At 70.4% G+C, this 26,903-nt stretch carries 24 protein-coding genes; 8 read left to right on the forward strand and 16 right to left on the reverse strand.

Annotated elements, in window-relative coordinates; all coding sequences use genetic code 11:
• Positions 1-330: 330 nt before the first annotated feature.
• From ACH4RG_RS03325 to ACH4RG_RS03355, 7 genes are all read right to left on the reverse strand, one after another.
• Positions 331-1,320, reverse strand: a complete 990-nt coding sequence (locus ACH4RG_RS03325; protein ID WP_398161798.1) for a LuxR C-terminal-related transcriptional regulator — start codon at positions 1,318-1,320, stop codon at positions 331-333.
• 409 nt (positions 1,321-1,729) lie between these two features.
• Entirely contained in the window at positions 1,730-1,891 is a 162-nt protein-coding gene (locus ACH4RG_RS03330; RefSeq protein WP_397918209.1) for a hypothetical protein, read from the reverse strand.
• A 433-nt stretch (positions 1,892-2,324) separates the two neighbouring features.
• On the reverse strand, positions 2,325-3,377 hold the full coding sequence (locus ACH4RG_RS03335; protein WP_397918208.1) for a 3-oxoacyl-ACP synthase III family protein: 1,053 nt from the start codon (positions 3,375-3,377) through the stop codon (positions 2,325-2,327).
• A gap of 51 nt (positions 3,378-3,428) precedes the next feature.
• Entirely contained in the window at positions 3,429-4,241 is an 813-nt protein-coding gene (locus tag ACH4RG_RS03340) for an arylamine N-acetyltransferase (protein WP_397918207.1), read from the reverse strand.
• A 26-nt stretch (positions 4,242-4,267) separates the two neighbouring features.
• Complete coding sequence (locus tag ACH4RG_RS03345) at positions 4,268-5,080, reverse strand: arylamine N-acetyltransferase (RefSeq protein WP_397918206.1); 813 nt, start codon at positions 5,078-5,080, stop codon at positions 4,268-4,270.
• A gap of 6 nt (positions 5,081-5,086) precedes the next feature.
• Positions 5,087-6,247, reverse strand: a complete 1,161-nt coding sequence (locus ACH4RG_RS03350; RefSeq protein WP_398161796.1) for an amidohydrolase family protein — start codon at positions 6,245-6,247, stop codon at positions 5,087-5,089.
• The gene (locus tag ACH4RG_RS03355; RefSeq protein WP_397927546.1) at positions 6,208-6,612 is read right to left on the reverse strand and encodes a YybH family protein; all 405 of its coding nucleotides are present in this window, start codon (positions 6,610-6,612) and stop codon (positions 6,208-6,210) included. The genes ACH4RG_RS03350 and ACH4RG_RS03355 overlap by 40 nt, the downstream gene beginning before the upstream one ends.
• A 217-nt stretch (positions 6,613-6,829) precedes the next feature.
• On the opposite strand from ACH4RG_RS03355, the gene ACH4RG_RS03360 reads away from it, so the two are divergent.
• Both ACH4RG_RS03360 and ACH4RG_RS03365 read left to right on the forward strand, forming a co-directional pair.
• Positions 6,830-7,510, forward strand: a complete 681-nt coding sequence (locus ACH4RG_RS03360; RefSeq protein ID WP_397918203.1) for an NAD(P)H-dependent oxidoreductase — start codon at positions 6,830-6,832, stop codon at positions 7,508-7,510.
• 306 nt (positions 7,511-7,816) lie between these two features.
• Positions 7,817-8,575 (forward strand): NAD(P)-dependent oxidoreductase, encoded by a 759-nt coding sequence (locus ACH4RG_RS03365; RefSeq protein WP_397918202.1) that lies wholly within the window; start codon positions 7,817-7,819, stop codon positions 8,573-8,575.
• An 82-nt stretch (positions 8,576-8,657) separates the two neighbouring features.
• On the opposite strand, the gene ACH4RG_RS03370 is transcribed toward ACH4RG_RS03365, so the two are convergent.
• Both ACH4RG_RS03370 and ACH4RG_RS03375 read right to left on the reverse strand, forming a co-directional pair.
• Positions 8,658-9,662, reverse strand: a complete 1,005-nt coding sequence (locus tag ACH4RG_RS03370; protein ID WP_397918201.1) for a 3-oxoacyl-ACP synthase III family protein — start codon at positions 9,660-9,662, stop codon at positions 8,658-8,660.
• Between the two features lie 291 nt (positions 9,663-9,953).
• A complete protein-coding gene (locus ACH4RG_RS03375) occupies positions 9,954-10,616 on the reverse strand; it encodes a TetR/AcrR family transcriptional regulator C-terminal domain-containing protein (RefSeq protein ID WP_397927548.1) in 663 nt (220 codons plus the stop codon).
• Between the two features lie 211 nt (positions 10,617-10,827).
• On the opposite strand from ACH4RG_RS03375, the gene ACH4RG_RS03380 reads away from it, so the two are divergent.
• The 6 genes from ACH4RG_RS03380 (at position 10,828) to ACH4RG_RS03405 (ending at position 18,146) form a co-directional block, all read left to right on the forward strand.
• Positions 10,828-11,478 carry an NAD(P)-dependent oxidoreductase gene (locus ACH4RG_RS03380; RefSeq protein WP_397927549.1) on the forward strand — a complete coding sequence of 217 codons (651 nt, stop codon included), beginning with the start codon at positions 10,828-10,830 and terminating at the stop codon, positions 11,476-11,478.
• Positions 11,479-12,100: 622 nt separating this feature from the next.
• The gene (locus ACH4RG_RS03385) at positions 12,101-13,354 is read left to right on the forward strand and encodes an IS701 family transposase (protein WP_397918198.1); all 1,254 of its coding nucleotides are present in this window, start codon (positions 12,101-12,103) and stop codon (positions 13,352-13,354) included.
• Between the two features lie 272 nt (positions 13,355-13,626).
• A complete protein-coding gene (locus tag ACH4RG_RS03390; RefSeq protein WP_397918197.1) occupies positions 13,627-14,799 on the forward strand; it encodes a 3-deoxy-7-phosphoheptulonate synthase in 1,173 nt (390 codons plus the stop codon).
• A 48-nt stretch (positions 14,800-14,847) separates the two neighbouring features.
• The gene (locus ACH4RG_RS03395; protein ID WP_397918196.1) at positions 14,848-15,618 is read left to right on the forward strand and encodes a 2,3-dihydro-2,3-dihydroxybenzoate dehydrogenase; all 771 of its coding nucleotides are present in this window, start codon (positions 14,848-14,850) and stop codon (positions 15,616-15,618) included.
• Between the two features lie 33 nt (positions 15,619-15,651).
• Entirely contained in the window at positions 15,652-16,275 is a 624-nt protein-coding gene (locus tag ACH4RG_RS03400) for an isochorismatase family protein (protein ID WP_397918195.1), read from the forward strand.
• On the forward strand, positions 16,272-18,146 hold the full coding sequence (locus tag ACH4RG_RS03405; RefSeq protein ID WP_397927551.1) for an anthranilate synthase family protein: 1,875 nt from the start codon (positions 16,272-16,274) through the stop codon (positions 18,144-18,146). The genes ACH4RG_RS03400 and ACH4RG_RS03405 overlap by 4 nt, the downstream gene beginning before the upstream one ends.
• A gap of 91 nt (positions 18,147-18,237) precedes the next feature.
• On the opposite strand, the gene ACH4RG_RS03410 is transcribed toward ACH4RG_RS03405, so the two are convergent.
• The 7 genes from ACH4RG_RS03410 to ACH4RG_RS03440 form a co-directional block, all read right to left on the reverse strand.
• Positions 18,238-19,632, reverse strand: a complete 1,395-nt coding sequence (locus ACH4RG_RS03410) for a lyase family protein (protein WP_397918193.1) — start codon at positions 19,630-19,632, stop codon at positions 18,238-18,240.
• The gene (locus tag ACH4RG_RS03415) at positions 19,629-21,596 is read right to left on the reverse strand and encodes an FAD/NAD(P)-binding protein (protein ID WP_397918192.1); all 1,968 of its coding nucleotides are present in this window, start codon (positions 21,594-21,596) and stop codon (positions 19,629-19,631) included. Before ACH4RG_RS03415 ends, ACH4RG_RS03410 begins: the two co-directional genes overlap by 4 nt.
• Positions 21,593-22,780, reverse strand: coding sequence for an FAD-dependent monooxygenase (locus ACH4RG_RS03420; RefSeq protein WP_398539052.1), 1,188 nt, complete (start codon positions 22,778-22,780; stop codon positions 21,593-21,595). The genes ACH4RG_RS03415 and ACH4RG_RS03420 overlap by 4 nt, the downstream gene beginning before the upstream one ends.
• On the reverse strand, positions 22,777-24,360 hold the full coding sequence (locus ACH4RG_RS03425) for a class I adenylate-forming enzyme family protein (protein WP_397918190.1): 1,584 nt from the start codon (positions 24,358-24,360) through the stop codon (positions 22,777-22,779). The genes ACH4RG_RS03420 and ACH4RG_RS03425 overlap by 4 nt, the downstream gene beginning before the upstream one ends.
• Before the next feature lie 119 nt (positions 24,361-24,479).
• Positions 24,480-25,049 carry an SRPBCC family protein gene (locus ACH4RG_RS03430; RefSeq protein WP_397918189.1) on the reverse strand — a complete coding sequence of 190 codons (570 nt, stop codon included), beginning with the start codon at positions 25,047-25,049 and terminating at the stop codon, positions 24,480-24,482.
• Between the two features lie 202 nt (positions 25,050-25,251).
• Positions 25,252-26,238 (reverse strand): NADPH:quinone reductase, encoded by a 987-nt coding sequence (locus ACH4RG_RS03435; protein WP_397927553.1) that lies wholly within the window; start codon positions 26,236-26,238, stop codon positions 25,252-25,254.
• A gap of 220 nt (positions 26,239-26,458) precedes the next feature.
• Positions 26,459-26,863, reverse strand: coding sequence for a GntR family transcriptional regulator (locus tag ACH4RG_RS03440; RefSeq protein WP_018958817.1), 405 nt, complete (start codon positions 26,861-26,863; stop codon positions 26,459-26,461).
• Positions 26,864-26,903: the final 40 nt, after the last annotated feature.

Consider the following 26,903-nt stretch of genomic DNA (forward strand, 5'->3'; position numbering starts at 1 on the left):
CGCAGAGGAGAGCTCTGCAGACGAAGGCGCGGAGCGATATGGACATGCGTGTCCCCCGGTTGGCTTTTTGGCAGGTGGAGAATCTGGCGGGACGGAAGCGGTGCCTACCGCTCGTCCTTGCCGGCAGACCCATGCTGCTGTCGCTTCACCCCAGGGTTCAAGCCATACCGGCGGCGGCGTCCGGTCATGGCGGCATGACGCCACAGCCCGCTCCGATTTCCCTGCGGAACGAGCGGAAAGGGGAATCCCCACTTCCGTCACAGGGGCACGGAGTGCGCCCCGGCCGCGTTCGAGCGGCCCCACGGCTCCGGAGCCGCTCGGAGCCCTGACTCAGTCCAGGAGCTTCAGTTCAGCGACACGCAGGGCCGCCTGGAACCGCGTCTGCACTCCGAGCCGGTCCAGCAGACTGGTCATGAACCGGCTCAACGTCCTCGGGGAGACGTCGAGATGACGTGCGATCACCTCGTCCTTGACGCCGTCGGCGAGCATGCGCAGCACCGCGAGCGCCTGCGAGTCGAATTCTCCCCCGAAGGTGTCCCTTGCCCCGGCCGGACGAAAGCGCACCGAAGTGTGCCAGCAGTAGTCGTACAGCGCGTGAAGTGATCTCACCAGCGCCTGCCCATGGATGGCAAAGGCCCCCTCGCTGCTGTCCTCCGGGTTGATGGGCAGTACAGCGAGGTTGTCGTCGAAGAGGACCATCCTCAGGGGCAGATAGTCCGCTGTGCGCACCTCGCGCCGCGGCCGCTCGGCATTCACCAGATACGCCGCCATATACGGAACCTCGGTCGTCCGTCGCGAGTACAGCGTCTCCACCCGGATGCCCCGGCTCTCCATTTCCTTGTCGCGCAACAGCATGTCGTTGAGGAGCTCCTCCGGCGGGAGCCCACCGGGATGCATCGACCGCATGGACACATTGCACGTGCTGCCCGCGTCCTCGAGGAAGGTGTTCACCAGAGCCGCTGTCGGCAGTGTTTCGATCTCGACGGCCTCGCGCCGCTCGTCACGCAATCGCGGATAGTCGCCGATCAGCGAGGCGATGGCCCCACGGATTCTGGACACCCGCTGCAGATGCGCCTCGGCCTGGCGCTCCTCGGCGGAGAACAGCCGGGTCAGCGCGGCTTCCGGCGTCACCGTCACGTAGCCGCAGGGTGCGGAGGACGCAGGGGCCAGCAGGCCAACGCCCCACAGCGCGTCGCACGCTTGATCCACCTCAGCGAGGGAGCAGCGAACCTCCGCCGCCAGCTGGTCGAGCGACCACGCCGGGTTCCGGTAGATCAGCCCGTAGAGTCGCCGACGCAACCGCTCGCTTTCCTCGTTCACGTATCCCCCTGTAGTCGACTTCGTCCCTCGCCGTGGTGGCGAGAGACACATCCTCCACCTCGGCTCGCCGCCAGACCACAGTTCTGCTGTCCGCAGGGACGGCCACTGGTGATATGCACGCGTGTGTACGGCTACGCGTTCACCGCCGATCCGATAAAGCCGGAATCGTACGAGAGGGCCTGGGCGTACGTGCTCCTCACGCGAGAGCCGCGCCGGATTCGGATTCCAGCAACTGGGTCTCGACGGGCGCCCCATTGGCATGACGGACCCTGAGGGGAAAACACGCCTCGACGTGCTCCACTCCTACGGGTTCCGCGGAGATGAAAAGGGTGTACTGGCTGCCCGCACTCGTCGGCGTCTCCGCAGCGAACACCCACGGCAGCCTCGCTCCGAAGCCCGTGGTCGAGGATCACCGAACGAGGTTCTGTCGCTCGCGGCGTGGCGGGTCGTACGGCAGCCGGCGGGTCACCGCCCGTTCGACCGGCGTCGGTGAGCCGGAGCGGGTGCTCGGCGGCGAACGACGGTGGCGGCGGCGATGTCCGGGCCGCTCGTCCGTGGTCTGCTGCGTCACGTCTGCTTCTCGAAGAGGGCCGGACCGGGTGGGAAGAACGTGGCGCGGGACGTGAGACGGTCGCTGCGTTGTCAGAGCGTTCGTCTCGGGGACTTCCGTCGAAAGCGCGCACGGCGTGCCCGCCCCGGCCACGGGCTCTCGCTGCGGGGGACAGCGGGCCCCTGGGTGGCCAGGGCGGGAGCTCGACCGCGGCGGAAGAGCCTGCACCGGCCCCGATGCCTGCCGGCTCTCCTGCCGGAGGTCGGCTGCCCCGACGCGGCGGACTCGCCCGGCAGTGGGGAGCCGACGGGGCGGCTCTCGTGGAAGGACTGCCGGACGCGTTCCCGCAGCCCGCCGATACAAGCGCCGCCGCACGCGTACAGCGGGGCGTGGGCCCCGGCGACTCCGGCGGGGCCGATCCACAGGACGCGCGTCCACCGCTGCCCGCGGTAGGTCACTTCCCTCCGGGGCGGGCCATCCCGGGGACCTCCGCCGCGACGAGATCCGCCGGGAGCCGGAAGACGAGCGAGCCGAAGAGGAAGCCTGCCCCGATCGCGCCGAGCACGATGACGTCGCCGCGCCGGGCCCGGCCCTCGACGGCCAGCCGCCACAGTGCCGTCAGCGGTGAGGCCGCAGCGGTGTTGCCCAGGGTGTCGGCGGTGACGGGGACCCGGTCGGGTGCGGCGCCGGCCATCTGCCCGATGCGCCTCACCAACTTGGCGTTCGCCTGGTGGACGGCGAAGCCGCTCACCTCGTCCACCGTGACGCCGGCGAACGAGAGCGCCGCGCTCAGGGACTTCGGCACCTGGGTCATCGCCTCCCGCAGCACCACGTTGCCGTCCATGAAGATGTACGGCGTCCGGGGGGTCTCCGTCGTCGACGTCGGCACCTTCTGGTCCACACGCCAGGCTGTCGCCATCCGGACGCCGTCCGAGTAGACGTTGCCGAGGTCATAACCGAGCAGGCCGTCCTGGCCTTCCGTCTTGCGCAGGACCACGGCCCCCGCGGCGTCTCCGAAGAAGATCCGCGTGAGGCGGTCCTGCGGATCGGTGATGCCGGAGCCCCGCTCCGCGCAGACGACCAGCGCGGTGTCCAGCCCCGGTTCCTGCAAGAGGCAGGAGGCTGTGTGGATCCCGTACACGGACGAGGCGCACGCGTGCTGTGTCAGGTCGAGGATCCGCGGGGTCTTGATGCCGAGGCGCTCGGCGAGGCTCACGCCCAGGGACGGCATGATCCAGTCCGGGCTCGTGCACGCGACCACCAGGACGTCGATGTCGCGGGCCCCGACGTCGGCCGCCGCCATGGCCTTCTCGGCCGACTCGACCGCGAGGTCGAGGACGGTTTCGTGCGATTCGAGGAACCGCCGTTCCCGAATTCCGGTCTTCTCCTCGATCCACTCCGGCGTGGTATCCAGGGTTTCGCACAGCTCCGCGTTCGTGACGATCCTCTCGGGTAACGCCAGAGCGATGCTGCGTGGACTGACGGGTGCGAGTTCCCATGCGGGCATGACGAAGTCCTCCTCGGTGCCGGATTTCGGGGGTATGGAGTGTCGCGGCGCCTATGTCTCCTCGAACGCCATGCGTACCGAGCCCCTCAGGTAAGGGCTGGGCCTGGGGCGCTCGTCCAACGTGATGCCGAACCACTTCTCGTACGCGTTCAGTACGGCGGCATCGTCGGCGAGTTTCTCGGTCACCGTTTCCTCGCCGCGGGTGATGGTCAGCACGTCGTCCTTGAGCAGAACCGAGCCGTCCTCGGTCGGAAGGGAGCAGAACATGTTCTGCAGGAGCATCGAGTCCGGGTTGGTCCGGTACCAGTAGATCGCCTGGTCGAAGTCCGACAGGGTCGTCGGATCGTCGTAGACGCGGTACTGAGGCTTTCCGTCACGGAGGACGTCGGTGGTGCGGTCGTCGACCTTCCGGATGGAGAACGCACCGTGCGGGTCTCCCTGCGCCTCCTGCGTGTCCAGGGGGATCGGATACCTGCTGCCCTTTCCGAACCCGACGTCGACGAGCCAGTGGCGCCCGTCGATCTCCACCGCCAGCAGCATGTGGTTGTACGGATCGCGCAGCCGGCCGCCGATCCAGACGCGTCCGTGCCGGAGGTGCACGGTGAAGCCGAGGGACTCCAGAAGGAAGGAGAAGGCGCTGTTGAGTTCGCCGCAGGTGCCACCGCGGCGCTGGTGCACGATCTTCTCGACGATCCGTTCGTCCTTGTAGTAGATCTCCTTGCCGAGGTGGTAGTCGAGGCTTTCGAAGGGCACCGACAGCACATGCCGCTCGTGCAGGTGGCGCAGCGCGGCGATGTCGGGCCGGTCCGGCCGCTCGGCGGAGATGCGTTTCAGATAGGCGGCCGTCGTTACTTCATCCAGCATGCCGTCTCCCCTGTTGGTGTGGGATGTCAGTTGCTGTCGAACGAGAAGCGGAGCGAGTCGTTCGTGTACGGGGTCGGTACGGGACGTTCTTCCAGCTTCATGCCGAACCACTTCTCGTACGCCGCCAGCACCGCGTCGTCGTCGACGAGTTGCTCGGTCTGCTTCCGGTCTCCGGAGACGACCGTCAGCTGGTCGTCCCGCAGGATGACCCAGCCGTTCTCGAGGGGAAGCGAACAGACGAGGGTCTGCAGGAACGGGGAGTCCGGACTGGTCCGGTACCACCACATCGTCTGGCGGAAGTCGGTCAGCTCCACCGGCTCCTCGTAGAGGATGTACTGCGGGGTCCCGTTGCGGAGCACCTCGACGGACCGCCGGTCCAGACGCCGCACCACGAACTCGCCGTGCGGATCCAGCTGGGGCTTGACGCGGTCCAGCAGGAGGGGCCGGCGGCTGCTCTTGCCGAAGCCGATGTCGGCGATCCACCGGGTGTCGTCGACGGTCACCGTCATCACCACGTGGTGGTACGGGCCGGTGGTCCCGCCTCCCGGGATGTGGACGCGGCCCTGATGCAGGGTCACGTCGAAGCCCATGGACTTGAGCAGGAGGTAGAACGCGGTGTTGATCTCACCGCACAGGCCTCCGCGGTGCTGGTGGACGATCTTGTCGACGGCCCGTTCGTCCATCCGGATCTCGGCGCCCCGGTGGTAGTCGAGGTTGTCGAACGGCACCGACAGCACATGCCGCTCGTGCAGGTGCCGCAGCGCGTCCGCGTCAAGGCGTTTCGGGCGGTCGGCCGAGATGCGGTCCAGATAGGCGGCGACCGTCTTCTTGTCCAACACGGCTTCTCACACGTCCTTTCCGTTGAAGCGCGGGAAGAGTGCCTCGGCGTTGGCGTGCTCCAGGCGGGTCCGCTCCTCGGTGCTGAACCCCCCGTGCTCGATGACGCGGTGGCCGGTGTCGAGCGTGTAGTGCTCGGGCATGAGCGGGAAGTCCGAGCCGACGAGGATCCGGTCCGGCGATGCGAAGGACCGCAGGGCCGCCAGGGCGTGCGGGTCACCCGCCATGGCGATGTCGACGTAGAGCCGCCGCAGTGAGCCGACGGGGTCCTCGGGCAGCCGGTCGGCGAGGGGCGCGCTGATGAGTCCGCCGCAGGAGAGTCGGCCCGCGTAGAAGGGGACGCCGCCACCGCCGTGCGGCAGGATCACCGGCAGGTCCGGGAACCTCTCCAGCGCCTGGTTGTAGAGGAGTTGGGCCGCGACCCGCACCGACTCGAAGGGGAACTCGTACAGCGAGGCGGGCAGGCCGAAGTCCGGCTGACCGGTCGACGGGGGAACCGTCGGGTGCACGAACAGCGGACTGCGCCGCTGGGCGGCCGCCGCGAAGAGCGGGTCCATCGAGCGGTCGCCCACGTACAGGCCGCCGTAGTTGCTGACGAGGCCCACGCCGTCCAGCCCGAGCGTGTCGACGGCGTACTCGAACTCCTCCAGGACCAGGTCCATGTGAGGGAAGGGAAGCGTGGCGAAGGCACCGAAGCGGTCGGGGTGCGCGGCGACCAACTCGGAGAGGTACTCGTTCACCCGGCGCGCGAACCGTCGGGCCGGCTTCGGTTCCAGGTTCGCCGGCACTCCCGGCCAGACGCTCACCACGGCGGCACGGATACCGTGCCGGTCCATCATGGCGAGGCTGTCGCGAGCGCTCCAGGTCGGTCTGTCGACTCCTGGAAGAATGGTCGCGACGCCCATCTGAGCCAGTTCGTCGAGATAGAAGTCCGGCAGGATGTGGTGATGCACGTCGATGGCCCGCGACCACGGCTTTCCGGCGGGCGCCTGCTTGCTGTCCGGCATCGATCGTCCTCGGGTCGGGTCGGGTCTGGGCTGGTTGGAGGAGACGCGGTGGAGCACGTCGGGCGCGGGCAGGCGCCGTGCCGGCACCGCCCGCGCCCGGGTGGTGCCGGGCGGGTTGCTGATCAGGCCCGGGTGGTGCCGGGCGGGTTGCTGATCAGGCACCTCCAGACGCCGTCGGCGCCGCGGCGGAGGATGTCCGCGGCGGTGCCCTCGAGGCGCTGGTGCGTCCCGTCCGGCCCAGTGCCCTCGTGTACGTAGTCGCAGATCATCAGTGCTGTGTCGCCGACCGTGTAGATGTGCCGTACCGACAGCTTGACCGGGAGGCGGTCCGGCAGCGTCTGCGCGGCCGACTTCCACATCTCCTCTCCCGTCAGGTACTGGCCGGGAGCGAGAACGCGCATGGCGTTCGGTTCGAAGAGCTGCTGGATGTCCTGGAGACTGCCCGCGTTGAAAGCCTGCTCGAATGCCGCCGAAAGCTGCTCGGGTTCGGTGGGAAGGGTGATCTGCACGCCTGTGGAGTTCGACATGAACACAGAACAGTGCACCGCCGCGGGGCGCTCAACCCGCTACCGGTCAGTCTGTCAGGTCCAGGGAGTGCCGGGGCTCCGGCCGTGACGAGCTGTTCGCGGACCTGACGAACTATCCGGTGCAGGCCTGGGCAGAGGGTGCACGGGGCCGTGAGGATGACGCTTCGTATCCGGGGATGTCACATTCCCCGCAACCACGAATGACGAGGGATTCTCCATGGTCAAGGTAGCCATCATCTTTCATTCCCGGAGCGGCAACATCTTCCAGCTGGCGACCGCGGCGGCCGCCGCGGCGGAGAAGGCGGGCGCCGAGCCGAAGCTGTTCAAGGTCCCCGAGCTCCCGGACCCGATGGTGCTGGACAAGGAGGCGTACGCCGAACTGGAGGCCACCACCCGTGACATCCCGGTGGCCACGCTGGACGACCTCGTGGCGGCGGACGCGATCATGATCGGCACGCCTGTCCATTTCGGTCTGCCGGCCCCGCAGATCCTGAACTTCGTCGACCGCTCGGGTCCGGTCGCCATCCCGGGGAAGCTGGCGAACAAGGTCGCGACCGTGTTCGCCTCGGGGTCCGCCGCGCACGCCGGCCAGCAGACGGCGATCCTCGCCCTCCACAACGTGCTGTGCCACTGGGGATGCCTCATCGTCCCCAACGGTTCGAGCGTCGAGATCCTGGCGTCCGAGCACAACGGATCGCCCTACGGCACATGCAGCATCTCGCGGCACGCGCCGAACAACGTGCACGAGGACAACCGGAAGGCGATCGAATACCAGGCCCTGCGCCTGGTGGAGGTGGCCACGGCCTACCAGACCGGGCTCCAGCAGCAGGAGTCCGCCATCGACCTCATCGACTTCGACTTCCTCATGAAGAAGTTCCCCCGCCTGTCCGTGGACTGACGGGGAGCGGCCGACGGGCGCGTCGGTGAGGCAGCAACGCAGTGCACCCGCGGCGCCCCAGTGCCGCGGGTGTGACGCATGTCGGCGGGCAGGTCCCGCCCCTCGGACGCGCTATCCATCGTGGTACATTGATCGAGTACTGGATCAATGTTCGAGTGCTCGATCGGTGTCCGTCACGGAGCCGTCTCCCAAGACGACAGGCGGGGACCGACCGGGGCCGGGAGGGCGGCGGCACGCCCGCCGAGCGGCAGGTCTCCCCGTGCGTCACGGACGCGCGGCCCCGCGCCGCACACCTCCCCTGTCCCCATGGACATTCGCGCGGGCACACGCCCGCCCCACCATGTCGTCCCCGCACAGGAGGAACACGTGAAACTGGTCATCTTCGGCGCGAACGGCCCGACGGGCCGACTGACCACCGAGCAGGCACTGGCCGAGGGGCACGAGGTCACCGCCGTGACCCGTCAGCCCGACGCGTTCCCGCTGAGCGACGCCCGGCTGAGCGTGGTCAAGGCGGACATTCTGAACCCCGAGGAGGTGCACCGCGTGGTGGCCGGCCATGACGCGGTCGTCTCCACCGTCGGCGTGCCGTACACCAAGGAGCCGGTGACCGTCTACTCGGAGGGCACCACGAACCTCATCAAGTCGATGCAGGCCCACGGCATCCGGCGACTGGTCTGCGTCAGCTCGATCGGGGCCAACTACGAGGACGCACCCGGCGAGGCGTTCATCTTCCGCAAGGTGATCGTGCCGATCCTGCTCAAGATGGGCCGCCCCCTCTACGAGGACACGAGCCGCATGGAGGACATCGTGAGCGCCAGCGGCCTGGACTGGACGGTCGTCCGGCCCGCCGGCCTCTTCGACGCCACGACCACCACCGACTACGTCGTCAGCAAGACCCGTCACCCCGGATGGTTCACCTCGCGCAGGGACCTCGCGGACGCGCTGGTGCGGGAGGCGGTCGACAACCGCAGCCTCGACTCCCGTGTCGAGGTCATCACCACCAAGGGTGTCCCCAGCTACTTCCAGGTCTTCGCCAAGGAGGCGCTGCACATCGGCAAGAAGTGAGCCACACGAGGAAGGCCCGGCCCCGTGGATGACGGGGGCCGGGCCTTTCTGCGCGGGCGCCCGAAGCCGGGCGCCCGGTCGGTCAGACGGAGCGCAGCAGCGTCAACCCCATGGACATGCCACCGCCGAACGCCGCCAGGAGCGTCAGGTCCCCCGGGGCCACGGCGCCCGAACGGGCCAGTTGGTCGAGGGTGATGGGGACCGAGGCCGCGCCGGTGTTGCCGTACCGCGTCACCGTGGTGGCCATCCGGGCGGAGGGGATGCCCAGCCGTTCGGACATGCTCTCCAGGAGCCGTCCGTTGGCCTGGTGGGGCACGAAGTGCGCGATGTCGTCCTGGCTCACCCCGTTGTCCTTGAGGAACTCCTGGATGTGGGGGACGACTTCGCCTTCGACGAACTCGGCGACGCCCCGGCCGTTCATCGAGAAGTAGTGCATCCCGTCGCGCAGCACCTGCTCGGTCGCCGGCATGCGGCTGCCTCCGCCGGGTACGCCGATCAGCTCACGCGCGGAGGCGAAGCTGGCCAGCCTGGTGGAGATCAGCCGCTGGCGGCCGCCCGGGCCCAGCACGACAGCACCGGCACCGTCCCCGAACAGCACGATCGTGCGGCGGTCCGTGGGCGAGAGGATGCGTGAGTACACGTCGGCTCCGATGACCAGGGCGTAGTCGGCCGAAGCGCCGGCGAGCATCTGATCGGCGATCGTCAGGGCGAACGTGAAGCCGCTGCACACCGAGTTGACGTCGAAGGCGGCGGTGCCGTTCCCGGCGCCCAGTTCGTCGGCGACGACACAGGCCGTCGCCGGCTGCGGGGAGTCCGGCGTGGAGGTCGCCACGACGATGAGGCCGAGCTCGGAGGCGCTGATCCCGGCCTGCTCCAAGGCCGCCCGGGCGGCGGCGACGGCGAGGTCCGAGGTCGCCTCCTCGGGCTCTGCCCATCGCCGCTCCTGGATGGCGGTCTTGCGCAGGATAGCCACTTCGGACACCCCGGACAGGGTGCTGATGTCCTTGTTGCTCATCACGCGACTGGGTACGTAGGACCCCGTCCCGAGCATTCCCCGTACGTCCTGGGCGGCATCGCATGTGATCATGGTCTGCTCCAATGTCGTCCTGACTGGTACCGGCCATACGTCCGCGTCGGCCGCGACGGGGAACGGGGCCCGAGGCCCCGCCGTCCGTGTGACGTGCCGCCCGCCGCTCATCGCGGCCAGGTCCCCCGAGGCTCTGGCGCCGTGCGGAGGCACAGCGCGCCGGGTACGGCGGATCCGTATGGGATCAGGACAGTCGGTGATCGATCCGCGGTCCAGCGGGCTCCGGCGGATCTGTCAGGTGGGTGGGCGCCCAGCGATCGACTGCGGCCGTCCCGCGGCCGGGAACAGCCGTCAGCCGTTGGCGGGGAGCTGGGCTTCCAGGCCGTCGAGGACGAGCTTCACGCCCAGGTGGAAGTTCTCCTCCCAGCCCTCGTCGAGCATGTACTCGTACTCCACGAGCGTCGGATACTGGTCCTGCTGCCGACGCAGCTCCTCCTGCGCCGCAGCGCGGTGGTCCACCGACCACTGGAGGTTGGACTGGCTCGCCGCGGAGCCCAGGACGTGGTTGTACAGTAGCCAGCAGGAGGCCTGTGTTTGCTGTGCCTTGAATCCGGCACGCGACAGCGTTGCCTGCAGGAACTCCAACCACGTGAGAAAGTTCGGCCCGATCGACGGCCGCTGACGCAGAGGCAGCGCCGCGGACCATGGGTGCCGCAGGAGCATGGTGCGACATCCGGAGAGGAGGGCTACGACGTTCTCCTGCCAGTTCTCGGCATGCCCGTCGGGGAGTGGGGCCTCGGCGAAAATGGCATCGGTCGCCAGGTCGACGACGTCGTCCTTCGTGTCGACGTGCCAGTACAACGTCGTGGCGCCGATACCGAGACGCTCCGCCAGGTGGCGCATGGTCAGACGCTCCATGCCCTCCTCGTCCAGCAGGGCAATCGCCGCCTCGGTGATGCGACCCCTCGTCAGCGGCGGCTCTTGGCGCGGCGCAGGTGACTGGCGCAGCCACACACTCTGCCCGGAACCCGAGCCCGTACGACCGTTCCCCCGTGACTTGCCCACGCTGATACACCAACCTTTCCGGTCCATCGTACGCGGGAGAAGCCATGGTAGTACATTGATCGGTGCACTCGATCGTTGTTCTAGAGCTGGACCACTGTTCGACACCCTCCCTCGCGTGTGTCCCCCGCCGCATGCAGACCCGTCCGCCAGGAAGGTACGCATGAAGTTGGTCGTGTTCGGCGCCCACAGTCCCACGGGGCGTCTCGTCACGGCGATGGCCATGGCCGCGGGGCACACGGTCACCGCGATCACTCTGCGGCCCGCCGACTTCCCCTTCTGCGACCACCGGGTGCAGGTCGCCGCGGCGGACGCGATGGACGCCGACGCGGTGGACTGGGTCGTGCGCGGTCATGACGCGGTCATCTCGGTGATCGGCGCGCCGTCCTCCTGGAAGCCCGTCACGGTCTGCTCCCAGATCGCCTACAACATCGTCAAGGCGGCGATCAACCACGGCGTACGGCGCCTGCTCTGCGTCGGCTCCGCCGCGCTCGACGCCGCCGATCTGTCCCCTGCGGCCCTCCTCCGCCAGCGTGCGATGCGTCCGGTGGTGCTCGCGTCCAGTCACGCCGTTCAGCGGGACGTGCGGTGCATGGAGAAGATCGTCCGCGGGAACGGGCTCGACTGGACCCTGTTCCGGCCGGGGCGCCTCGTCGGCCGGAGCGACGTGACGGACTACCGGATCGTCACGCGCCCGGCGCCGCGCCTGCTCACCTCCCGGGTCGACCTCGCCCACGCCCTCGTCCGCGAGATCACGCAGTGCGACTACGTGGGCGAGACCATCTACGTCGCCACCGCGCGCCGCGTCCGGTGAAGGGCGCCCCGACTTCCGTGTTCACCCGGAGTTGACGAGCGCGCCAAGGGGATGCCTCACGTGGCTGGTCGTTGATCCGGCGCGATACGGGCTGTCCGTGTCGACCTGGCGCGTCGGCTCGTGCCCGACGGTCCGGGGGAGCCAGCGGCCGCGATGCTGCCGGCGGTCCACGTCCGGGCCGCAGGGCTCCGGCGAACATCTCGGCCGTCACTGATGAAGGATCGAACGGTCGACCGCCCTGCTCTGCGGCCACCACCGATTAACCGGCCGATATGGACGAAAGGGCGGTCACTTCTCGCCTTCCTCGGTATCGCCGCAGCCCTCACCTGCCACGGAGAACCGGCCGAGTCCACCATATGGGGCATCTTCTCGAGTCGGCCAAAGCGACATCTTTGGTGCACCATCCATCTTTCTGTGGTTTCCGGGTGAAGCTGTGGCGTCGCCGGATGGGGTGCCCGGGACTGTTTCTGCTCATCAGTGGGGTAGGTGACATATCTGTGGCTGGTGTGGTGGTGCGTTAATCAGCTAGTCGATAAAGTGATGTCTCGTTTGGTCCGGATTAGTCCTATCGACGTCCGCAGGTGAATTCGGCCTGGCGGGACAGCTATTCGGGGGGTCAATCTTGAGTGCAGCCGGATTTTCGCTGGTCAAGACAGGCAGACAAAATAGCGACGCGGATCGATTATTTGGCGAGAATGTGGTGCCCGATGACCTGCTGCGAGAGTTGTCGACCTCGCTCTTCGCCTCCTTGCCGCGTGCCGACCAGCGCAAGAAGGGCGTCGAATACGTCAGAGGCATCCTGGAGGTTCCAGGACGCAAGTCCATCAGGAACATCGCCAGCCTGACCGGAGGCCGGGCGGCCGATCAGAGCCTGCACCATTTCATCAGTGGGTCGACGTGGGACTGGACACCGGTGCGCCAGGCTCTGGCCCGCTACCTCGTGCCCCGTCTGCCGGTCGAGGCCTGGGTGGTGCAGGACACGATGATCCGTAAGGCGGGGCAGCACTCGGTCGGCGTGGACCGCCGGTTCGTCCCGGCCGAGGGGCGGGTGCTGAGCGCACAGCAGGCGATCGGTGTCTGGGCGGCTTCCGGCTGCCGGAGCAGCCCTGTCGACTGGGGGCTCCATCTGCCTCCGACGTGCGTCGACGACCGGTCGCTGGGCAGCGGGCCATCGATGCGGGACAGCGCCGAGGCGGACACGCTGTCCGACCGGGCTGTCAAGCTCTGCGCCGGCATGGTCTCGGAATGGGGGATGCCGGTGCGGCCGGTGGTGCTGGACGCCGGTTCCCTGAACCTCGCCATGCTCTTCGACCGTCTGGGCCGCAAGGGGTTCCCCCTGCTGGCACGGGTCGACCAGTCGGTACCCCTGCTCGTCTCGGACCCGGCGCTGACAGGCCACCGCGGCTCGGCGAGCATGCTGGCCGGGGATGTCATGCGCGCGGCCAGCGGCACCCGACAGCCGGTCCAGTGGCGCGAGTGCGGCAGGGGCGGCGGGGTGCGGTCGGGCCTGATCGCGAGCGTGGCCGTGCGCCTTTCCCAGGGGAGAACCGGGAGAATGCGGGCCGGAGGCAGCCGAAGGCTGGCCCTGATCGGACTGGCCGAGACCGGGCAGCAGAACGCGCCCCAGTTGTGGCTCACCAACCTGACCTCACAGCATCCGAAGTCGCTGCTGACGTTGTTCACCCTGGTGGAGCGGGTGCGGGACGACTACCGCGAAGTCGCCAAGAACGTGGGCATCGAGGACTACGTGGGCCGTTCGTTGGACGGATGGCACCGCCACATGACGTTGGCCTCGGCCGCCCACGCCATCGCCGTGCTGACCTGCCCCGGCCAGATGTGGAACGGGCGGATGGGCAGAGCGGAACCCGGCACCTGACGAAGTGAGCCGTGGCGCGTTGTCGCGGTCCGCCCCCCCGCTACAGGATCGGACGGGCGGCTGATCCACCGGCCGTCGGGCCGCCCCTGTCCGGCCGTTCTTACGTCACGTGTCGGCCAGGGCCCGGGAGCGGAGTGTCCGTCGGCCCGGCGTCGAGTGAGGGGTGTCCGGCTCCCGGCTCCCGCACGGTGCGCACGGCGTCTCGCGCGACCCAGTCCTACGGCGATCGTGGGACGTATCCGACCGATCCATCCGCAAGGGGAGAGACTTCAGTGGACAACCCTGTGCTCGACATCGGATCGAAACCGGCCCGGCAGCAACCGGGGTGGGGTGATGCGGAGAGCGTACGGCGTGTGCGTCGCGAGCTCCTGGTCTCACCAGGGCTCGTCGACCCCGAGGACGTGCGCACGTTGCGCGCGAGGCTGGCCGTCGTCGCCGCCGGAGGTGCTCACGTGGTGCAGGCCGGCGACTGCGCGGAGGACCTCGCGGAGTGCACCGAGCCTCATGTCGCCCGCAAGGCAGACCTGTTGGACGTGCTCGCCGGCAGGCTGAAGACGATCACCCGCCAGCCGGTGGTCCGCGTGGGGAGGATGGCGGGTCAGTTCGCCAAGCCCCGCTCGAAGCCGACGGAGTGGGTCGGCGACCTCGAACTCCCGGTCTTCCGCGGGCACATGGTCAACAGTCCCGAGCCCCACCTACTGAGCAGACGGCCGGACCCCCAGCGCATGCTGGCCTGCTACCGCGCCTCCCGCACGGTGATGCGCCATCTGGGCCGACACCGCGGACCGGGGGAGCCGGGCATCGAGCCACCGGTGTGGACCAGCCACGAGGCCCTCGTCCTCGACTACGAGCTCCCGTTGGTGCGCGGGGACGCCGGCGGTGTGCCGGTCCTCACCAGCACGCACTGGCCTTGGATCGGCGACCGTACCCGGCAGCTGGACGGCGCTCATGTCGCGCTGCTCTCCGCAGTGGCCAATCCGGTCGCCTGCAAGGTGGGTCCCGGCATGACCGTGGAGGAACTGCTCGCCCTGTGCGAACGCCTCGACCCCGAGCGCGAGCCCGGCCGGCTCACGCTGATCGCCCGCATGGGGGCGCAGCTCGTCGGTCACCGGCTCCCGCCGCTCGTGGCGGCGGTGCGGGAGGCGGGGCATCCGGTCATCTGGCTCTCCGACCCGATGCACGCCAACACGGTCACCACACCGGACGGGCACAAGACCCGCTACGTCGAATGGATCGCGAGGGAGGTACGGGACTTCCGGTCCGCGGTGCTGACCGGCCGGGGGGTCGCCGGTGGACTGCATCTGGAGACCACTCCGGACGACGTGACCGAATGCGCCCCGAGCCCCTCGGCCACCGACGAGGTCGGCGACCACTACACCAGCCTGTGCGACCCGAGGCTCCGTCCGGACCAGGCCGAGTCCGTGGTCGCGGCCTGGGGGGCCTGAAAGCCGTCCCGAACGAACCAGAGCGAACCGTACGAAGGAGGACCGCACATGGAGGGCAAGATCGCCCTGATCACGGGGGCAGCGGGGGGAATCGGCGCCGCGGTGGCCCGGGCGCTCGGCGGTCGCGGGGCCACGGTGGCCGCCGTGGACCGCGACGCGGACGGCCTCTCGCGCACCGTGCAGAAGCTGACCGCCGACGGCGTGATCGCCGAGGCGTTCCCGGCCGACATCACCGACCGTGCCGAGGTCGGCAACGTTGTCGACTCCGTCGAACAGCGGCTGGGCCCGGTGGACTTCCTGGTCAACGCGGCAGGGGTGCTGCGTCTGGCCGAGGCACGGCACCTGACCGACCAGGACTGGGACGCCACCTTCGCGGTGAACGCCACCGGGGTGTTCGTGATGTCACGCACGGTCGTCAACCGGATGGTGCCGCGCGGTCGGGGCGCCATTGTCACCGTGGCCTCGAACGCGGCCGGCACGGCACGTACGCAGATGGCCGCGTACGCCGCCTCGAAGGCCGCCGCCACGATGTTCACCAAGTGCCTGGGGCTGGAAGTGGCCCAGCACGGCATCCGGTGCAATCTGGTGGCTCCCGGTTCCACCGACACCCCGATGCTCAGCTCCATGTGGCACGACGGGAGCGGTCGCCGGAGCACCCTCGCGGGCCGGGCCGACGCGTACCGGGTCGGCATTCCGCTCGGCAAGCTGGCCATGCCGTCGGACATCGCCGACGCCGTGGCCTTCCTGCTGTCCGACCAGGCCGGACACATCACCCTGCACAGCCTCACGGTGGACGGCGGAGCCACCCTCGGTGTGTAGGCACGGCGCGATCAGACGAGGCGGAGAGAAGACATGAGCGGGATACCTCCCATCGAACCCTATGAACTGCCCCGGGCGGGCGAGCTGCCCGCCCCCGTCCCGTCGTGGACGGTCGATCCCCGGCGCGCGGTGCTGCTGGTGCACGACATGCAGCGCTACTTCCTCCGGGCACTGCCGGAGCCCCTGCGGGAACAGCTGCTGTCCAACGCCGTGCTGCTGCGCACCCGCTGCGCCGAACTCGGCATCCCCGTCGCGTACACGGCGCAGCCCGGTGCCATGGACGACGCGGAACGCGGTCTGCTGAAGGACTTCTGGGGGCCCGGTATGCGGCGCTCGCCCGCCGACCGCGAGATCACGGCGGAACTGGCGCCGGCGCGGGACGACTGGATGTTCACCAAATGGCGGTACAGCGCCTTCTTCCGCTCCGGTCTGCTCGAGCGGATGCGCGCGCACGGCCGCGACCAGCTGATCATCTGCGGGGTGTACGCGCACGTGGGCGTGCTGATGACCGCGGTCGACGCGTTCACCCACGACATCGAGACGTTCCTGGTGGCCGACGCGGTCGCCGATTTCTCCGCTGCCGACCACCGGCTGGCGCTCGACTACGCGGCGCGCCGCTGCGCCGTCGTCTCCACGGTCAAGGAGGTCGTAGCGTGACATCCGATCTGCTCGGCAGGGTGCTGGCACCCGACCCGCCGCCCTTCGCGCTGCTGCGCCGGCCCACGGCGGGCGGTGGCGGGCAACTGGAGGTGCTCGTCGGCGAGGTGCGCAGGTGGCCCACCCTCGGGTCGATTCCGCTGCCGGAGTCGCCGGCGGCCGACGGCCGCGCCCACCACGACGTACTGGCGCTGGTGCCCTACCGGCAGATCAGCGAGCGCGGCTACGTCAGCGTCGACGACGGCGCGCCGCTGCTCGCCCTGCATGTGACCGCCCAGGAGACGGTCCCCCTGGCCGAGGCTCTGCCACGGATCGTCCGTACGCCGACCCGCCTGGTGGACGGGCACTTCGCACCCGACGACGAGACGTACGCCGCCACGGTGCGGAAGGTGATCGCGAACGAGATCGGCATGGGCGAGGGCGCGAACTTCGTCATCAAGCGCGCGTACCGGGCGCGGATCGGCGACTACACCCTGGGCGGCGCGCTGTCCTTCTTCCGTAATCTGCTGGAGACCGAGTCCGGCGCCTACTGGACCCATGTGGTGCACACCGGCAGCCGTACCTTCGTCGGCGCCTCGCCGGAGCGGCACGTGAGTCTGTCCGGCGGCACGGTGGTGATGAACCCGATCAGCGGCACCTACCGCTATCCGGCCTCGGGCCCCGAACTGTCCCAGGTGCTGGGGTTCCTCGCCGACCCCAAGGAGACCGACGAGCTGTACATGGTCCTCGACGAGGAACTGAAGATGATGGCCCGCGTCTGCGACGCCGGAGGCAGGGCGGTCGGGCCGTACCTGAAGGAGATGGCACGGCTCGCGCACACCGAGTACCTCATCGAGGGGCGCAGCACTCGCGATCCGCGGGAGATCCTGCGGGAGACGCTGCTCGCGCCCACGGTCACGGGGAGCCCGTTGGAGAGTGCCTGCCGGGTGATCGCGCGGTACGAGCCCGAGGGCCGCGGTTACTACAGCGGCGTCGCCGCCCTGATCGGCCGGGACGAACAGGGCGCCCGCGCCATGGATTCCTGCATCCTCATCCGCACCGCGGAGATCGACAGCGCGGGCCGCGTCGAGATCGGGGTCGGTGCCACCCTCGTGCGCCACTCCGATCCGGCTTCCGAGGCCGCGGAGACGAGGGCGAAGGCGGCCGGGCTGCTCGCGGCGCTGGAAGGGGGGCGGACGGCCGGCTTCGCCGACCATCCGCAGGTGCGCGCCGCGCTGGCCGAACGCAACTCCTCCGTAGCCGACTTCTGGCTCGGCGGGCGTGACACGCGCACCCCTGTGGTGCCCGCGCTGGCCGGCGTGCGCGTGCTGGTCATCGACGCGGAGGACACCTTCACCGCCATGCTCGGTCACCAACTGCGCGCGTTGGGCATGTCGGTGACGGTGCGCCGGTTCGACGAGGACTACGCGCCGCTCGACCACCACCTGGTGCTGCTCGGCCCCGGCCCGGGGGACCCCCGGGCCGCCGGGCACCCCAAGATCGCGCGGCTGGGGGAGGTCGTCGACATGTTGCTGGCCGAGCGCCGCCCGTTCCTCGCCGTGTGCCTCAGTCACCAGGTGCTCTGCACCCGGCTGGGGTTCGAGTTGGCGCGCCGGGAGGTGCCCAACCAGGGGGCACAGCGGGAGATCGATCTCTTCGGGGAACGCGAGAAGGTCGGCTTCTACAACACGTTCGCCGCGCGGTCCTCCGATGACAAGGTCGAATGCGAGGGGGTGGGCCCGGTCGAGCTGAGCCGGGACCGGGACACCGGCGAGGTGCACGCACTTCGCGGACCGCACTTCGCGTCCATGCAGTTCCACGCCGAGTCGGTGCTCACCCGGGACGGCGTACGCATCCTCGCCGGACTGCTGACGGGCCTCATCCGGGGGTGACGGCCGGGGCGGTCGACGTCGAGTCGGCTGTGCGGCGGGCCGGGAGCCCCCCGCACAGCCGACTCGGTGCGTACGGCCGTGGGGCCGCGGTTCAGGGGCGGGCGCGCAGCGCGCGGTCGACGAGCCGGCCGGCGGCGCCGGTGTAGCCGACGGGATCGCACAGCACTGCCAACTCCGCTGCTCCCAGGCCGAGTCCGCTGACGTCGCCCAGGACCTGGGCCAGTGTGCGCCCGGTCTCCTCCACCTCCTGCGACGCGTCGTCGAGCAGTTTCCTGGCGGCGTCGCCGCCCAGGTGGGGCGCGAGCACGGAGACGATCCGCTCGGCGCTGGTCCGGGACCCGGTCAGCTCCAGGTTCTGCCGCATCCGCTCGGGCCGCACCCGCAGCCCCTCGGCGAGCTGTACGGCCGTGTGGGCGGCGCCCCCGGCCAGGCGCAGGCACTCGCGCAGCGGCTGCCATTCCGCGTGCCAGCCGCCCGCCGACCGCTCGTCCTCGGACACCAGGCACTGCGTCAGGATCGAGGCGATCGGCGGGACCTGGATCGCCGCGCTGCGCAGCAGTGTGGCCAGGACGGGATTGCGCTTGTGGGGCATGGCCGAGGACCTGCCCCTGCCGGGCGCTGCGGGTTCGGCGACCTCGCCGACCTCGGTCCGGACCAGGGACTGCACATCGACGGCCATCTTGCCCAGCGCCCCGGCGGTGAATGCCAGGGCCGAGGCGAGATCGGCCACCGGGGAGCGCAGCACATGCCAGGGCAGCACCGGCTCGGCGAGCCCGGTCTCCTCGGCGAAGGCCGTGATCAGCTGGTCGGGATACGCATCGGCCGCGGCCCCGGTGAGAGGGGCGGCGGCGACATAGCCGGCCAGGGTGCCTGCCGCTCCGCCGAGCGACACGGGCAGGGCCGCGTCCACCGCGCCGAGCCGCTGGGCGGCGTCCAGTACGAGCTGACGCCAGCCCGCCGCCTTCAGGCCGAAGGTCGTGGGTACCGCGTGCAGCGCGAGCGTGCGGCCCGCCATCGGCGTGTCCCGGTGCTCGGCCGCCAGGCGGGCCAGCGCCTCGGCGGTGGTGTGCAGATCAGCCCGGATCGGCCCCAGCGCGCGGCGCGCGACCAGCATGGCCCCCGTGTCGAAGACGTCCTGGCTGGTGGAGCCCCGGTGCACGTACTCGGTAGCCTCCGGGTCCAGGGCCCGCACCGCTTCTTTGAGTGCCGCCACCATGGCCACCACCGGGTTGGCGGTCTCCCGTGCCGAGACGGCGAGCGCCCGCAGGTCGAACAGCTCGGCGCGGGCCGCCCGGGTGACCACCTCGGCCGCGAGGGGCGGCACCACACCGAGCCGGGCCTGTGCCCGGGCCAGTGCGGCCTCCGCGTCCAGCATGGCCTGCAGCCAAGCCGTGTCGCACACCTCCGCCTCGACGGGGGTCCCCGCGCGCACCGGTGAGAGCAGCCCCGCGTCGAGCAGCCCCGCGTCGGGGAGGGCGCCGTTCACACGATCATCCCCGTGATCCGGCCGCTCCCGGCCACGGCCGGTCGCGCGGGTGCCTGCCGGGCGGGGCCCAGGGCGAGGACGGCACGGGCGATCGCGTCGGCGTCGCCCAGCGTCACCGAGTCCACGCCGGGGCGCACTCCGGCGGCGGTGACCCAGTGCACCGACTCGGTCGGAACGCCGTAGGCGAACCGGCGCGGGTGGGGGCGGCCCTGCCCGTCGATGACCCGGCACGGCCGCTCGGTGACGGCCAGACCGCCCGTCCCGTAACTGACGCCGCACTCCCCTTCGACGTGATAGGCGCGGCACTGCTCGGTGACGAGCAGATGGCGCAGCAGCGGGTCAGCGGTGCGCCGTACGTCGGGCAGGGGCAGGCGGGCCTCGATCAGATGCCGGGATCGTACGGACGGGCCGGGCACGTCGGTCGAACGGGCGACGAAGGCGGGCTGTTCGGTGTCGACGCGGATCTGGGTGCCGGGGCCGGTGAGCTCCAGGATTCCCGCTTCGATCAGCGCGATCATCTCCTCGATGCGGGAGACCGGGGGACCGATGGACAGGAACGCGTTGAGAGGGGTGTACCAGCCCTCCAGTTCGTTGAGGTGCGAGCCGCCTTCGAGGCCACCGTGGTCGACCACGAGGCGGACCTCGTTGCGCAGGTCCCGCAGGACGTCCAGCGCCGCCTTGAGCGGGCCGCGGACGTTCCCCGCCCGCGCCTCACGCACGTCCCGCTCCAGGTACGCGAGCACCCAGTCGCGGAAGTCCTTCCGGTCGGCGAAGGTTCGCCCGTCGCAGGGCCGGGAGAGGCGTTCCCAGTCCCAGCGGTCGGCGAGGGCGATGCCGTGGTCGTCCAGGAGCGACGCCCGCTGCTGCGGTGACGCGGACAGGTAGCGGTGGACGAACTCCTCCGACTCGGCCCCACGTGAGGTCAGCAGCGTGCCGTAGTAGACGCCTTCCACCTCCGCGGCGATCATCGGCCACACGTCGGTCCGGAAGCGCACCCGCTCGCCGTGGTGGGACCGTCTGCGCAGGCCGGCGATCACCTCGGGGGTGAGCAGACGTGGGACGTGCCTGCCGGAGGCACCCTTCTCGTTCTCCCCGCGCGCGTGGTACGGCACACCGCGGCGGGAGTGGGCGTGGAGCCGCGGCTCGCGGCCGGAGGGGCGGTAGACCAGCCGGTCCCCGACACGGTCGAAGACGCCGCCCCGCCCGGCGGTGAACAGGGCCATGTGGTCGAAGAAGTTCAGGCCCAGACCGCGCAGCAGCACCGGCTCGCCCGGCTCCACCCGGCTCATGTCCACATCGGCCGGATTGGCCGGCGGGGTGTAGGTGAGGCGGTGGATGCGGGCCAGGCTGGCCGTCCGTTCCTCACGTGGGGACAGTTGCGCGGGGAGGTGTCCCTGCGCCAGGACCACGGCGTCCAGGTCGTGGATCCTGGTCCCGTCCTCCGACCGGATGCCCTGGGGGCCGCCGGGGAACCCGTGGGTGTCCGCCATCGCGACGGCGCGCGAGCGGTGTACCGCGATGGTGACGTGCGCCGGAGCCCGCTCGACCACCCGGTGGAAACAGTCCCGCAGGTACTGTCCGTACAGGGCGCGGGTGGGATAGGAGTCCGGCCCCAGTGCCCGGGCCTCGTCGAGTACGGCCTCGTCGTACCCGCCGGCTCCCCCGAAGCGGGCCAGGCCGGCGGCCCACTCGTACAGACTCGGGCCAGGTTCGATCGGTCCCTCGATCCGCGTTTCCGCGTCGGTGAACACCGTGATCTGGGACGCCACGGTGTTGGTGAGCAGGTGGCGGGACTGGTCGGTGCGCCAGACGGCGCCCGCGCCCGGCGCGGCCGGGTCGACGACGTGGACGGTGACGGACTCGTGGGAGGGCGCCGCACGCTCGTTGGCGCACAGCCGCTCCAGGAGACACAGCCCGCGTGGGCCGGCGCCCACGAGGCACACCGCCAGGTGCCCCCCGCTCATGGCCGGGCTCCGACGGTGCCGAACTCGCGCGCTCCGTGCATCCAGGCCACGTGGTCGTGCAGATCCGTGCCGGACAGGGCTGACAACATCTCGTTCCTCGCTTTCGCTTCGGCTCCGGCCGGGTGCCACAGCCGGGTCGAGGCCCGGGCGGCGTGGGTGATCCGGGCGGTGCGGTCGTGCCGTTCGGCGTTGTACTTCTCGAACCGGTCGGGGATCGCGTCCGTGTCGTCGAGCAGGTCGCCCAGTACGACCGCGTCCTCCAGGGCCTGGCAGGCGCCCTGGGCGGCGTAGTGCAGCATCGGGTGTGCCGCGTCGCCGAGCAGCGTCACCCGTCCGTCGGTCCAGCGGTCCACCGGATCCCGGTCGACCAGCGCCCAGGACTTCCAGTCCTCGCCCAGGGCGATGAGCCGCTGTGCCGTCCCGTCCAGGGCCGCGAACGCGCTGCGCACCCGCTCCCGGTCCACGGGAACGCCGGCGAACGACTCGGTGACTCCGTTCTCGACGCTCGGTGCGAGATTGAGGTACCGGCCGCCGGCGATCGCGTAGTGCACGAAGTGGCGGCCCGGCCCGGCCCACCAGGTCACGGCGTTCCACCGCAACTCCTCGGGGACCCGTTCCATCGGAATGACCGTGCGGTACACGGTGATGCCCGATACACGCGGTTCGCCGTCACCGACGAGCTGCCGCCGGATCGCCGAGCGGATGCCGTCGGCGCCGATCACCGCGTCCGCGGTGACCCGCCCCCCGCCGTCCAGGAGTACGGTCGCGCCGGAGCCGTCCTGGCTGTAGCCGGTGGCCCGGCTGCCGGTGCGCAGCTCGATCGCCGCCGACCGGCGGCAGGCGTCCACGAGCAACCGGTGCAGCTCGCCGCGGTGGACCACGACGTACGGATTGCCGAACCGGCGCCGGTAGGTGCCGGTGAGCGGCATGCTCGCCACGTGCGCACCGGTCACGCCGTCCATGAACCTCAGTTCGTCGATGTGCACCGCGCGGGCGCGCACGGCGTCGCCGAGGCCGAGGAGGTCGAGGGCGTGGAGCCCGTTCGGCGCCAGCTGGATGCCCGCGCCGATCTCCGCGAACTCGTCGGCCCGCTCCAGTACCACGGCCCGGTGTCCGCGCCGGGCGATGGCGAGGGCAGCCGCCAGACCGCCGATACCGCCCCCGACGACGACCGTCCTCGTCATGCCGCCCCCTGCTCGCCCGAACCGGCAGCGGTCAGCCGCTGCGCCAGTTCGATCCGCTTGATCTTCGTGGTGGCGGTCTGCGGCAGGTCCGTCAGACGCCACTGCACCGGCTCCGCCATCGCGGGCAGTGCGGCCACCGCCCTGCGCCACGCCTCCCGATCGAGGGGCTTGTCGTCTCTGGTGCACACGACGGGAACGGCGGTGTCGTCCGGGCCGGGGATGATGATCACTTCGGTGAGCTCGTCCAGCTTCGCGAAGAGGGCGTCCTCGACGGCGAGCGTGCTGCCGAACCCGGGGATCAGGTCGACTTCGCGGTCGAGCAGGTGCAGACACCCCCACCTGCTCTGGTAGCCGACGTCGCCCATCCGCCACCAGCCGTCGGCGAGCTGCTGGGCGTAGCGCTCCGGCTCGCCCAGGTAGGTCTTGATCCGTCCGTCGCTGCGCACCTCGATGTAGCCGGGGTTGGAATCCGAGGGGGGCTGTCCGTCGCGGCTGACCACCCGGATGCCGGTCATGCCGGGGAAGGGCCTGCCGACACAGCGTCCGTCCGCATCCGGAGCGAACCTCCGGGTGAAGGCGCGCACCGCCGTGGGGCCCACCTCGCTCTGGCCGTAGAGCTGCCCGAACAGCGGTGCCCTGCGACGTGAGGCGTGGAGCAGCCGGTGCACGGTGCGCGGATGGATGGCGTCGAACGTGCTGCTGAACAGCTTGACGTTGGCCAGCGGTCCGCGCGGGTCGTCCGCCAGGCTCTCCCATCGCATGAAGGTGTTGGGATGTGCCTCGAGGATCCCCGGGCGGATACGGGCGAAGAGGTTGGCCGCCCGCGCCGGGTCCGAGTCGGACAGCACCATGATCGGGAAGCCCTTGAGCAACGAGATGGCCAGGGCGGTGAACAGCCGCGAGTGGACGAACGAGACCTGTATCGCGATGGCTTCCCGCTTGCGTATGACGGCTTCGATCGCCACCCGCTGCGGACGGTAGCGGGCCTGCAGGGTCAATCCGGTGTGCACCGCCAGTTTGGGGATGCCCGTGGTGCCGGACGTGTGGGTGATCAGGGTCGGGTGATCGGCGGGCATGGTCACCGGAGGGATGCGCCGGACGCCGGCGAAGTCCTCCAGTTCCACGGCCCGGTCATGGCGACCCGAGGTGAGCAGGACGTCCTCGGCCAGGTCGAACACCGCCTCGGGTAATGACTCGTCCAGTGTGGCCCGGTCGGTGATGAGGTGGGGCCGGTCCGCGCGGCGTATCAGTTCGGCCACGGTGTCGCCGTCGAGTTGGGGCGAGAGCAGCACGGGCACCGCGCCGATGCGGCTGATCGCACAGGCGAGCAGCGTGATGTCGAAGCTGTTGGACTTGTGGACCACGACCCGTTCGCCGGGGCGGACCTTCGCCGCCCAGAGCCGGGAGGCCTGTTCGGCCACCAGGTCCGCCAGCTCCGCCACGGTCGCCCTGCGGCCGAGGTCCGGCGCCAGGCTCAGCTCGTGGTCGAGGATCAGCACGTTCGCCGGATGCCGGGACGCCGCGCGCTCGAAGAGCGTCCCCAACCGGATTCCACGGTTTCCTATGCGCTGAAGAAGCATCTTTCCGCCTTCCCGCTGGTTGCTGCGGAGAGTCAGGGTTCGGTTGGGCAGTTCGTTCTCGGAGTGCGTACGGGCACGTGCGGGCCACGCGTGGAGGTACGGGATACGGGGATACCGGGTCAGTTCTTCTCGATGACCTGTTTGATCCGCTGGACGGTGGCCGTGATGTCCGCCGTGAGCTTGGCCGTCCAGTCACCGAAGAACGCCCGCTTCTCCGCCGCGTCCATGAGGGCGGTGATGCCGCGGATGCCTTCGGTGGGCCTGCCCATCCAGAAGCGGTGCACCAGGACACAGCCGTGGTCGGCGGCCCGGATCTCGAACGACCAGACGCTCTCCTGCCGTAGGCCGGCGCGGTCACGGATCGCCCAGCGGAAGACCCGGCCGGGCTCGGCCTCGACGACCTCGGACTCGGTGGTCCACTCGCCGCGCACGACAGGGGCCCAGGCGACCACGTCCTCGGGGCGGTGGTTCTCGCCGCGGAAGACCGCGCCGACGGTCGCGGGGGCGCCGGAGACCCACTGCCCGCCGGTGCACTCGCTGCTCCACTCCCCGCTGCGTGGCAGGTCGCTGACCGTGGCGTACACCTTCTCCGGCGATGCGGTGACCTGAGCTTCGGCGCTGACCTGGAAGAGGGGGGTGTCGAACGGGGTGTTCTCCGGCCGGGTGTTCTCGAGTTCGGTGTCCGTCATGGCCGGAAGCGTCGCCAACGGCGTGCGGCTGGGTCAACGGACGCTTTACGGGTCCGTCAAGTCCACGCGGTCGGGGCTCCGTGGACGTGCCGGCCGGTGCGCGGGTGCGCCGAAGCACCGCGCGGTGGGGTGCGCGGTTGGGTGGACGGGTGCGGGCACGGCGGGGCCCGGGCTGCGCACCCGCCGTGTCATGACGGTCGGCTCAGGCGTCGGACCCCGGGCGCAGGAGGACCCGCCTGCCGTGCAGTTGCCCCCGCTCCAGACGGGCGTGGACGTCGGCCGCGGCGCTCAGCGGTGCTTCGTCGACCGCCCGGGCCCGCAGACGCCCCAGTGCCAGGAGCCGGTTCAGGGTGCGCGCGGCGTCCGCGAGTTCGGCGGTCGTGGCGCGGGAGATGACGAAACCGGTGACGGATCCGTCCTTGAGGTACAGCGGGCCCACGGGGAGAACGGGACGTGACCGGAGGCCGGCGAGCACCACGACACGGCCGCGGAACGCGAGGAGGTCGACCGCGGTGTCCACGTCGTTCCAGCCGGCCGCGTCGACGACCAGGTCGAACCCGCGGGGGGCGAAAGCCCGGCAGCGGTCCAAGAGCTCGGGCTCGCGGTAGTCGGCGAACCCCTCCGCTCCGAGGCCGCGGCAGTACTCCTCGTCGCGGGACCGGGCGGTGGCCATCACCCGTGCGCCGGCCTCGGCGGCCAGCACGACCGCCGCACTTCCCACGTTCCCGGCGGCCCCGACGATCAGGACGGTCTCCCCCGTGCGCAGCGCGCCGTGGGTGAACAGCGCGAGATACGCCGTGGCCGCCGGGTGCAGCACGGCCGCCGCGTCCGTCGGGGAGACCCGTTCCGGCAGGTGGTAAAGCCGGTCGACCGGCACCACCACCTGCTCCGCCGCCGCCCCCTGCCGTCCGCCGTGGCCGAGGCTGTTGCACCACACGACGTCGCCCACGGCGAAGTCGGCGGCGCCCGCGCCGGTGGCGGCGACCGTCCCGACCACGTCACGGCCGATGATGAACGGGAACGTCACCGGGGTCCGCCACGCACCGGAGCGGACGAATGTGTCCACCGGGTTGACCGTGGTGGCGATGACGTCGACCAGCACGTCCGTCGGGCCCTTCACGGGCGGGTGAAGTTCACCGAACCGTATGGCGTCCGCCGGCCCGAACTCCTCTATGTACGCTGCCTTCATGAGGCGCATGGTGCCACGGGGCCGATGCCGTGCGCGGCTCGCGCCGAGACACTTTGTCACAGCCGTACGCAGCCTGCGAAGGTGCGGGAAACAGCAGTGATCAAGCTGCGTCGCGCAGCCGGGTGACCGCGGGCAGGACCCCGGCAGCGGTGCCGGCCCCGCCCCCGGCAGCGGCTACCGCTTCAACCGCGCCTGACCGGCGCCGGCCGGTCCGGCGCGGTCAGTCCGGCGCCTCGCCCGGGTACGCGCTCTCGAACGCCGCGTGGAACAGGGCCGTGACGTCCTGCCCGGTGAGGCCCTCGGCCCGGGCCCGGTCCAGCCATTCGGCGAGCGCGGAGCGCAGCGGTGAGCCGGGGCCGGACTGGGGCTGGGCGAGGGAGCGGGTGATGAACGTGCCCGCTCCCTGGCGCACTTCGGCCAGACCCATGCGCTCCAGTTCGCGGTAGGCCTTCAGGGTCGTGTTCGGGTTGACCTTGGTGGTCGCGGCGACCTGGGCGGCGGTGGGCAGCCGGTCACCCTCCTCCAGCGCGCCCATGCGCAGCGCCTGCTCGACCTGCCGGACGATCTGGAGATAGGTCGCCACTCCACTGCGCCGGTCGATGCGGAACACGACCACGGTCTTCACCTTCCGCTCGCTTGCGACATTTTACGTAGACGGAGAGGGC

This window comes from Streptomyces sp. NPDC021019, assembly GCF_044333295.1.
Lineage (GTDB): Bacteria > Actinomycetota > Actinomycetes > Streptomycetales > Streptomycetaceae > Streptomyces.

Excerpts from the sequence above, each read along its gene's own strand:
- ACH4RG_RS03355 (WP_397927546.1), bottom strand. The coding sequence starts at position 6,612 with ATGTCGAACTCCACAGGCGTGCAGATCACCCTTCCCACCGAACCCGAG.
- ACH4RG_RS03335 (WP_397918208.1), bottom strand. The coding sequence starts at position 3,377 with ATGCCCGCATGGGAACTCGCACCCGTCAGTCCACGCAGCATCGCTCTG.
- ACH4RG_RS03340 (WP_397918207.1), bottom strand. The coding sequence starts at position 4,241 with ATGCTGGATGAAGTAACGACGGCCGCCTATCTGAAACGCATCTCCGCC.
- ACH4RG_RS03365 (WP_397918202.1), top strand. The coding sequence starts at position 7,817 with ATGGACATTCGCGCGGGCACACGCCCGCCCCACCATGTCGTCCCCGCA.
- ACH4RG_RS03395 (WP_397918196.1), top strand. The coding sequence starts at position 14,848 with ATGGAGGGCAAGATCGCCCTGATCACGGGGGCAGCGGGGGGAATCGGC.
- ACH4RG_RS03380 (WP_397927549.1), top strand. The coding sequence starts at position 10,828 with ATGAAGTTGGTCGTGTTCGGCGCCCACAGTCCCACGGGGCGTCTCGTC.
- ACH4RG_RS03360 (WP_397918203.1), top strand. The coding sequence starts at position 6,830 with ATGGTCAAGGTAGCCATCATCTTTCATTCCCGGAGCGGCAACATCTTC.
- ACH4RG_RS03420 (WP_398539052.1), bottom strand. The coding sequence starts at position 22,780 with ATGACGAGGACGGTCGTCGTCGGGGGCGGTATCGGCGGTCTGGCGGCT.
- ACH4RG_RS03400 (WP_397918195.1), top strand. The coding sequence starts at position 15,652 with ATGAGCGGGATACCTCCCATCGAACCCTATGAACTGCCCCGGGCGGGC.
- ACH4RG_RS03415 (WP_397918192.1), bottom strand. The coding sequence starts at position 21,596 with ATGAGCGGGGGGCACCTGGCGGTGTGCCTCGTGGGCGCCGGCCCACGC.
- ACH4RG_RS03370 (WP_397918201.1), bottom strand. The coding sequence starts at position 9,662 with ATGATCACATGCGATGCCGCCCAGGACGTACGGGGAATGCTCGGGACG.
- ACH4RG_RS03435 (WP_397927553.1), bottom strand. The coding sequence starts at position 26,238 with ATGAAGGCAGCGTACATAGAGGAGTTCGGGCCGGCGGACGCCATACGG.
- ACH4RG_RS03425 (WP_397918190.1), bottom strand. The coding sequence starts at position 24,360 with ATGCTTCTTCAGCGCATAGGAAACCGTGGAATCCGGTTGGGGACGCTC.
- ACH4RG_RS03430 (WP_397918189.1), bottom strand. The coding sequence starts at position 25,049 with ATGACGGACACCGAACTCGAGAACACCCGGCCGGAGAACACCCCGTTC.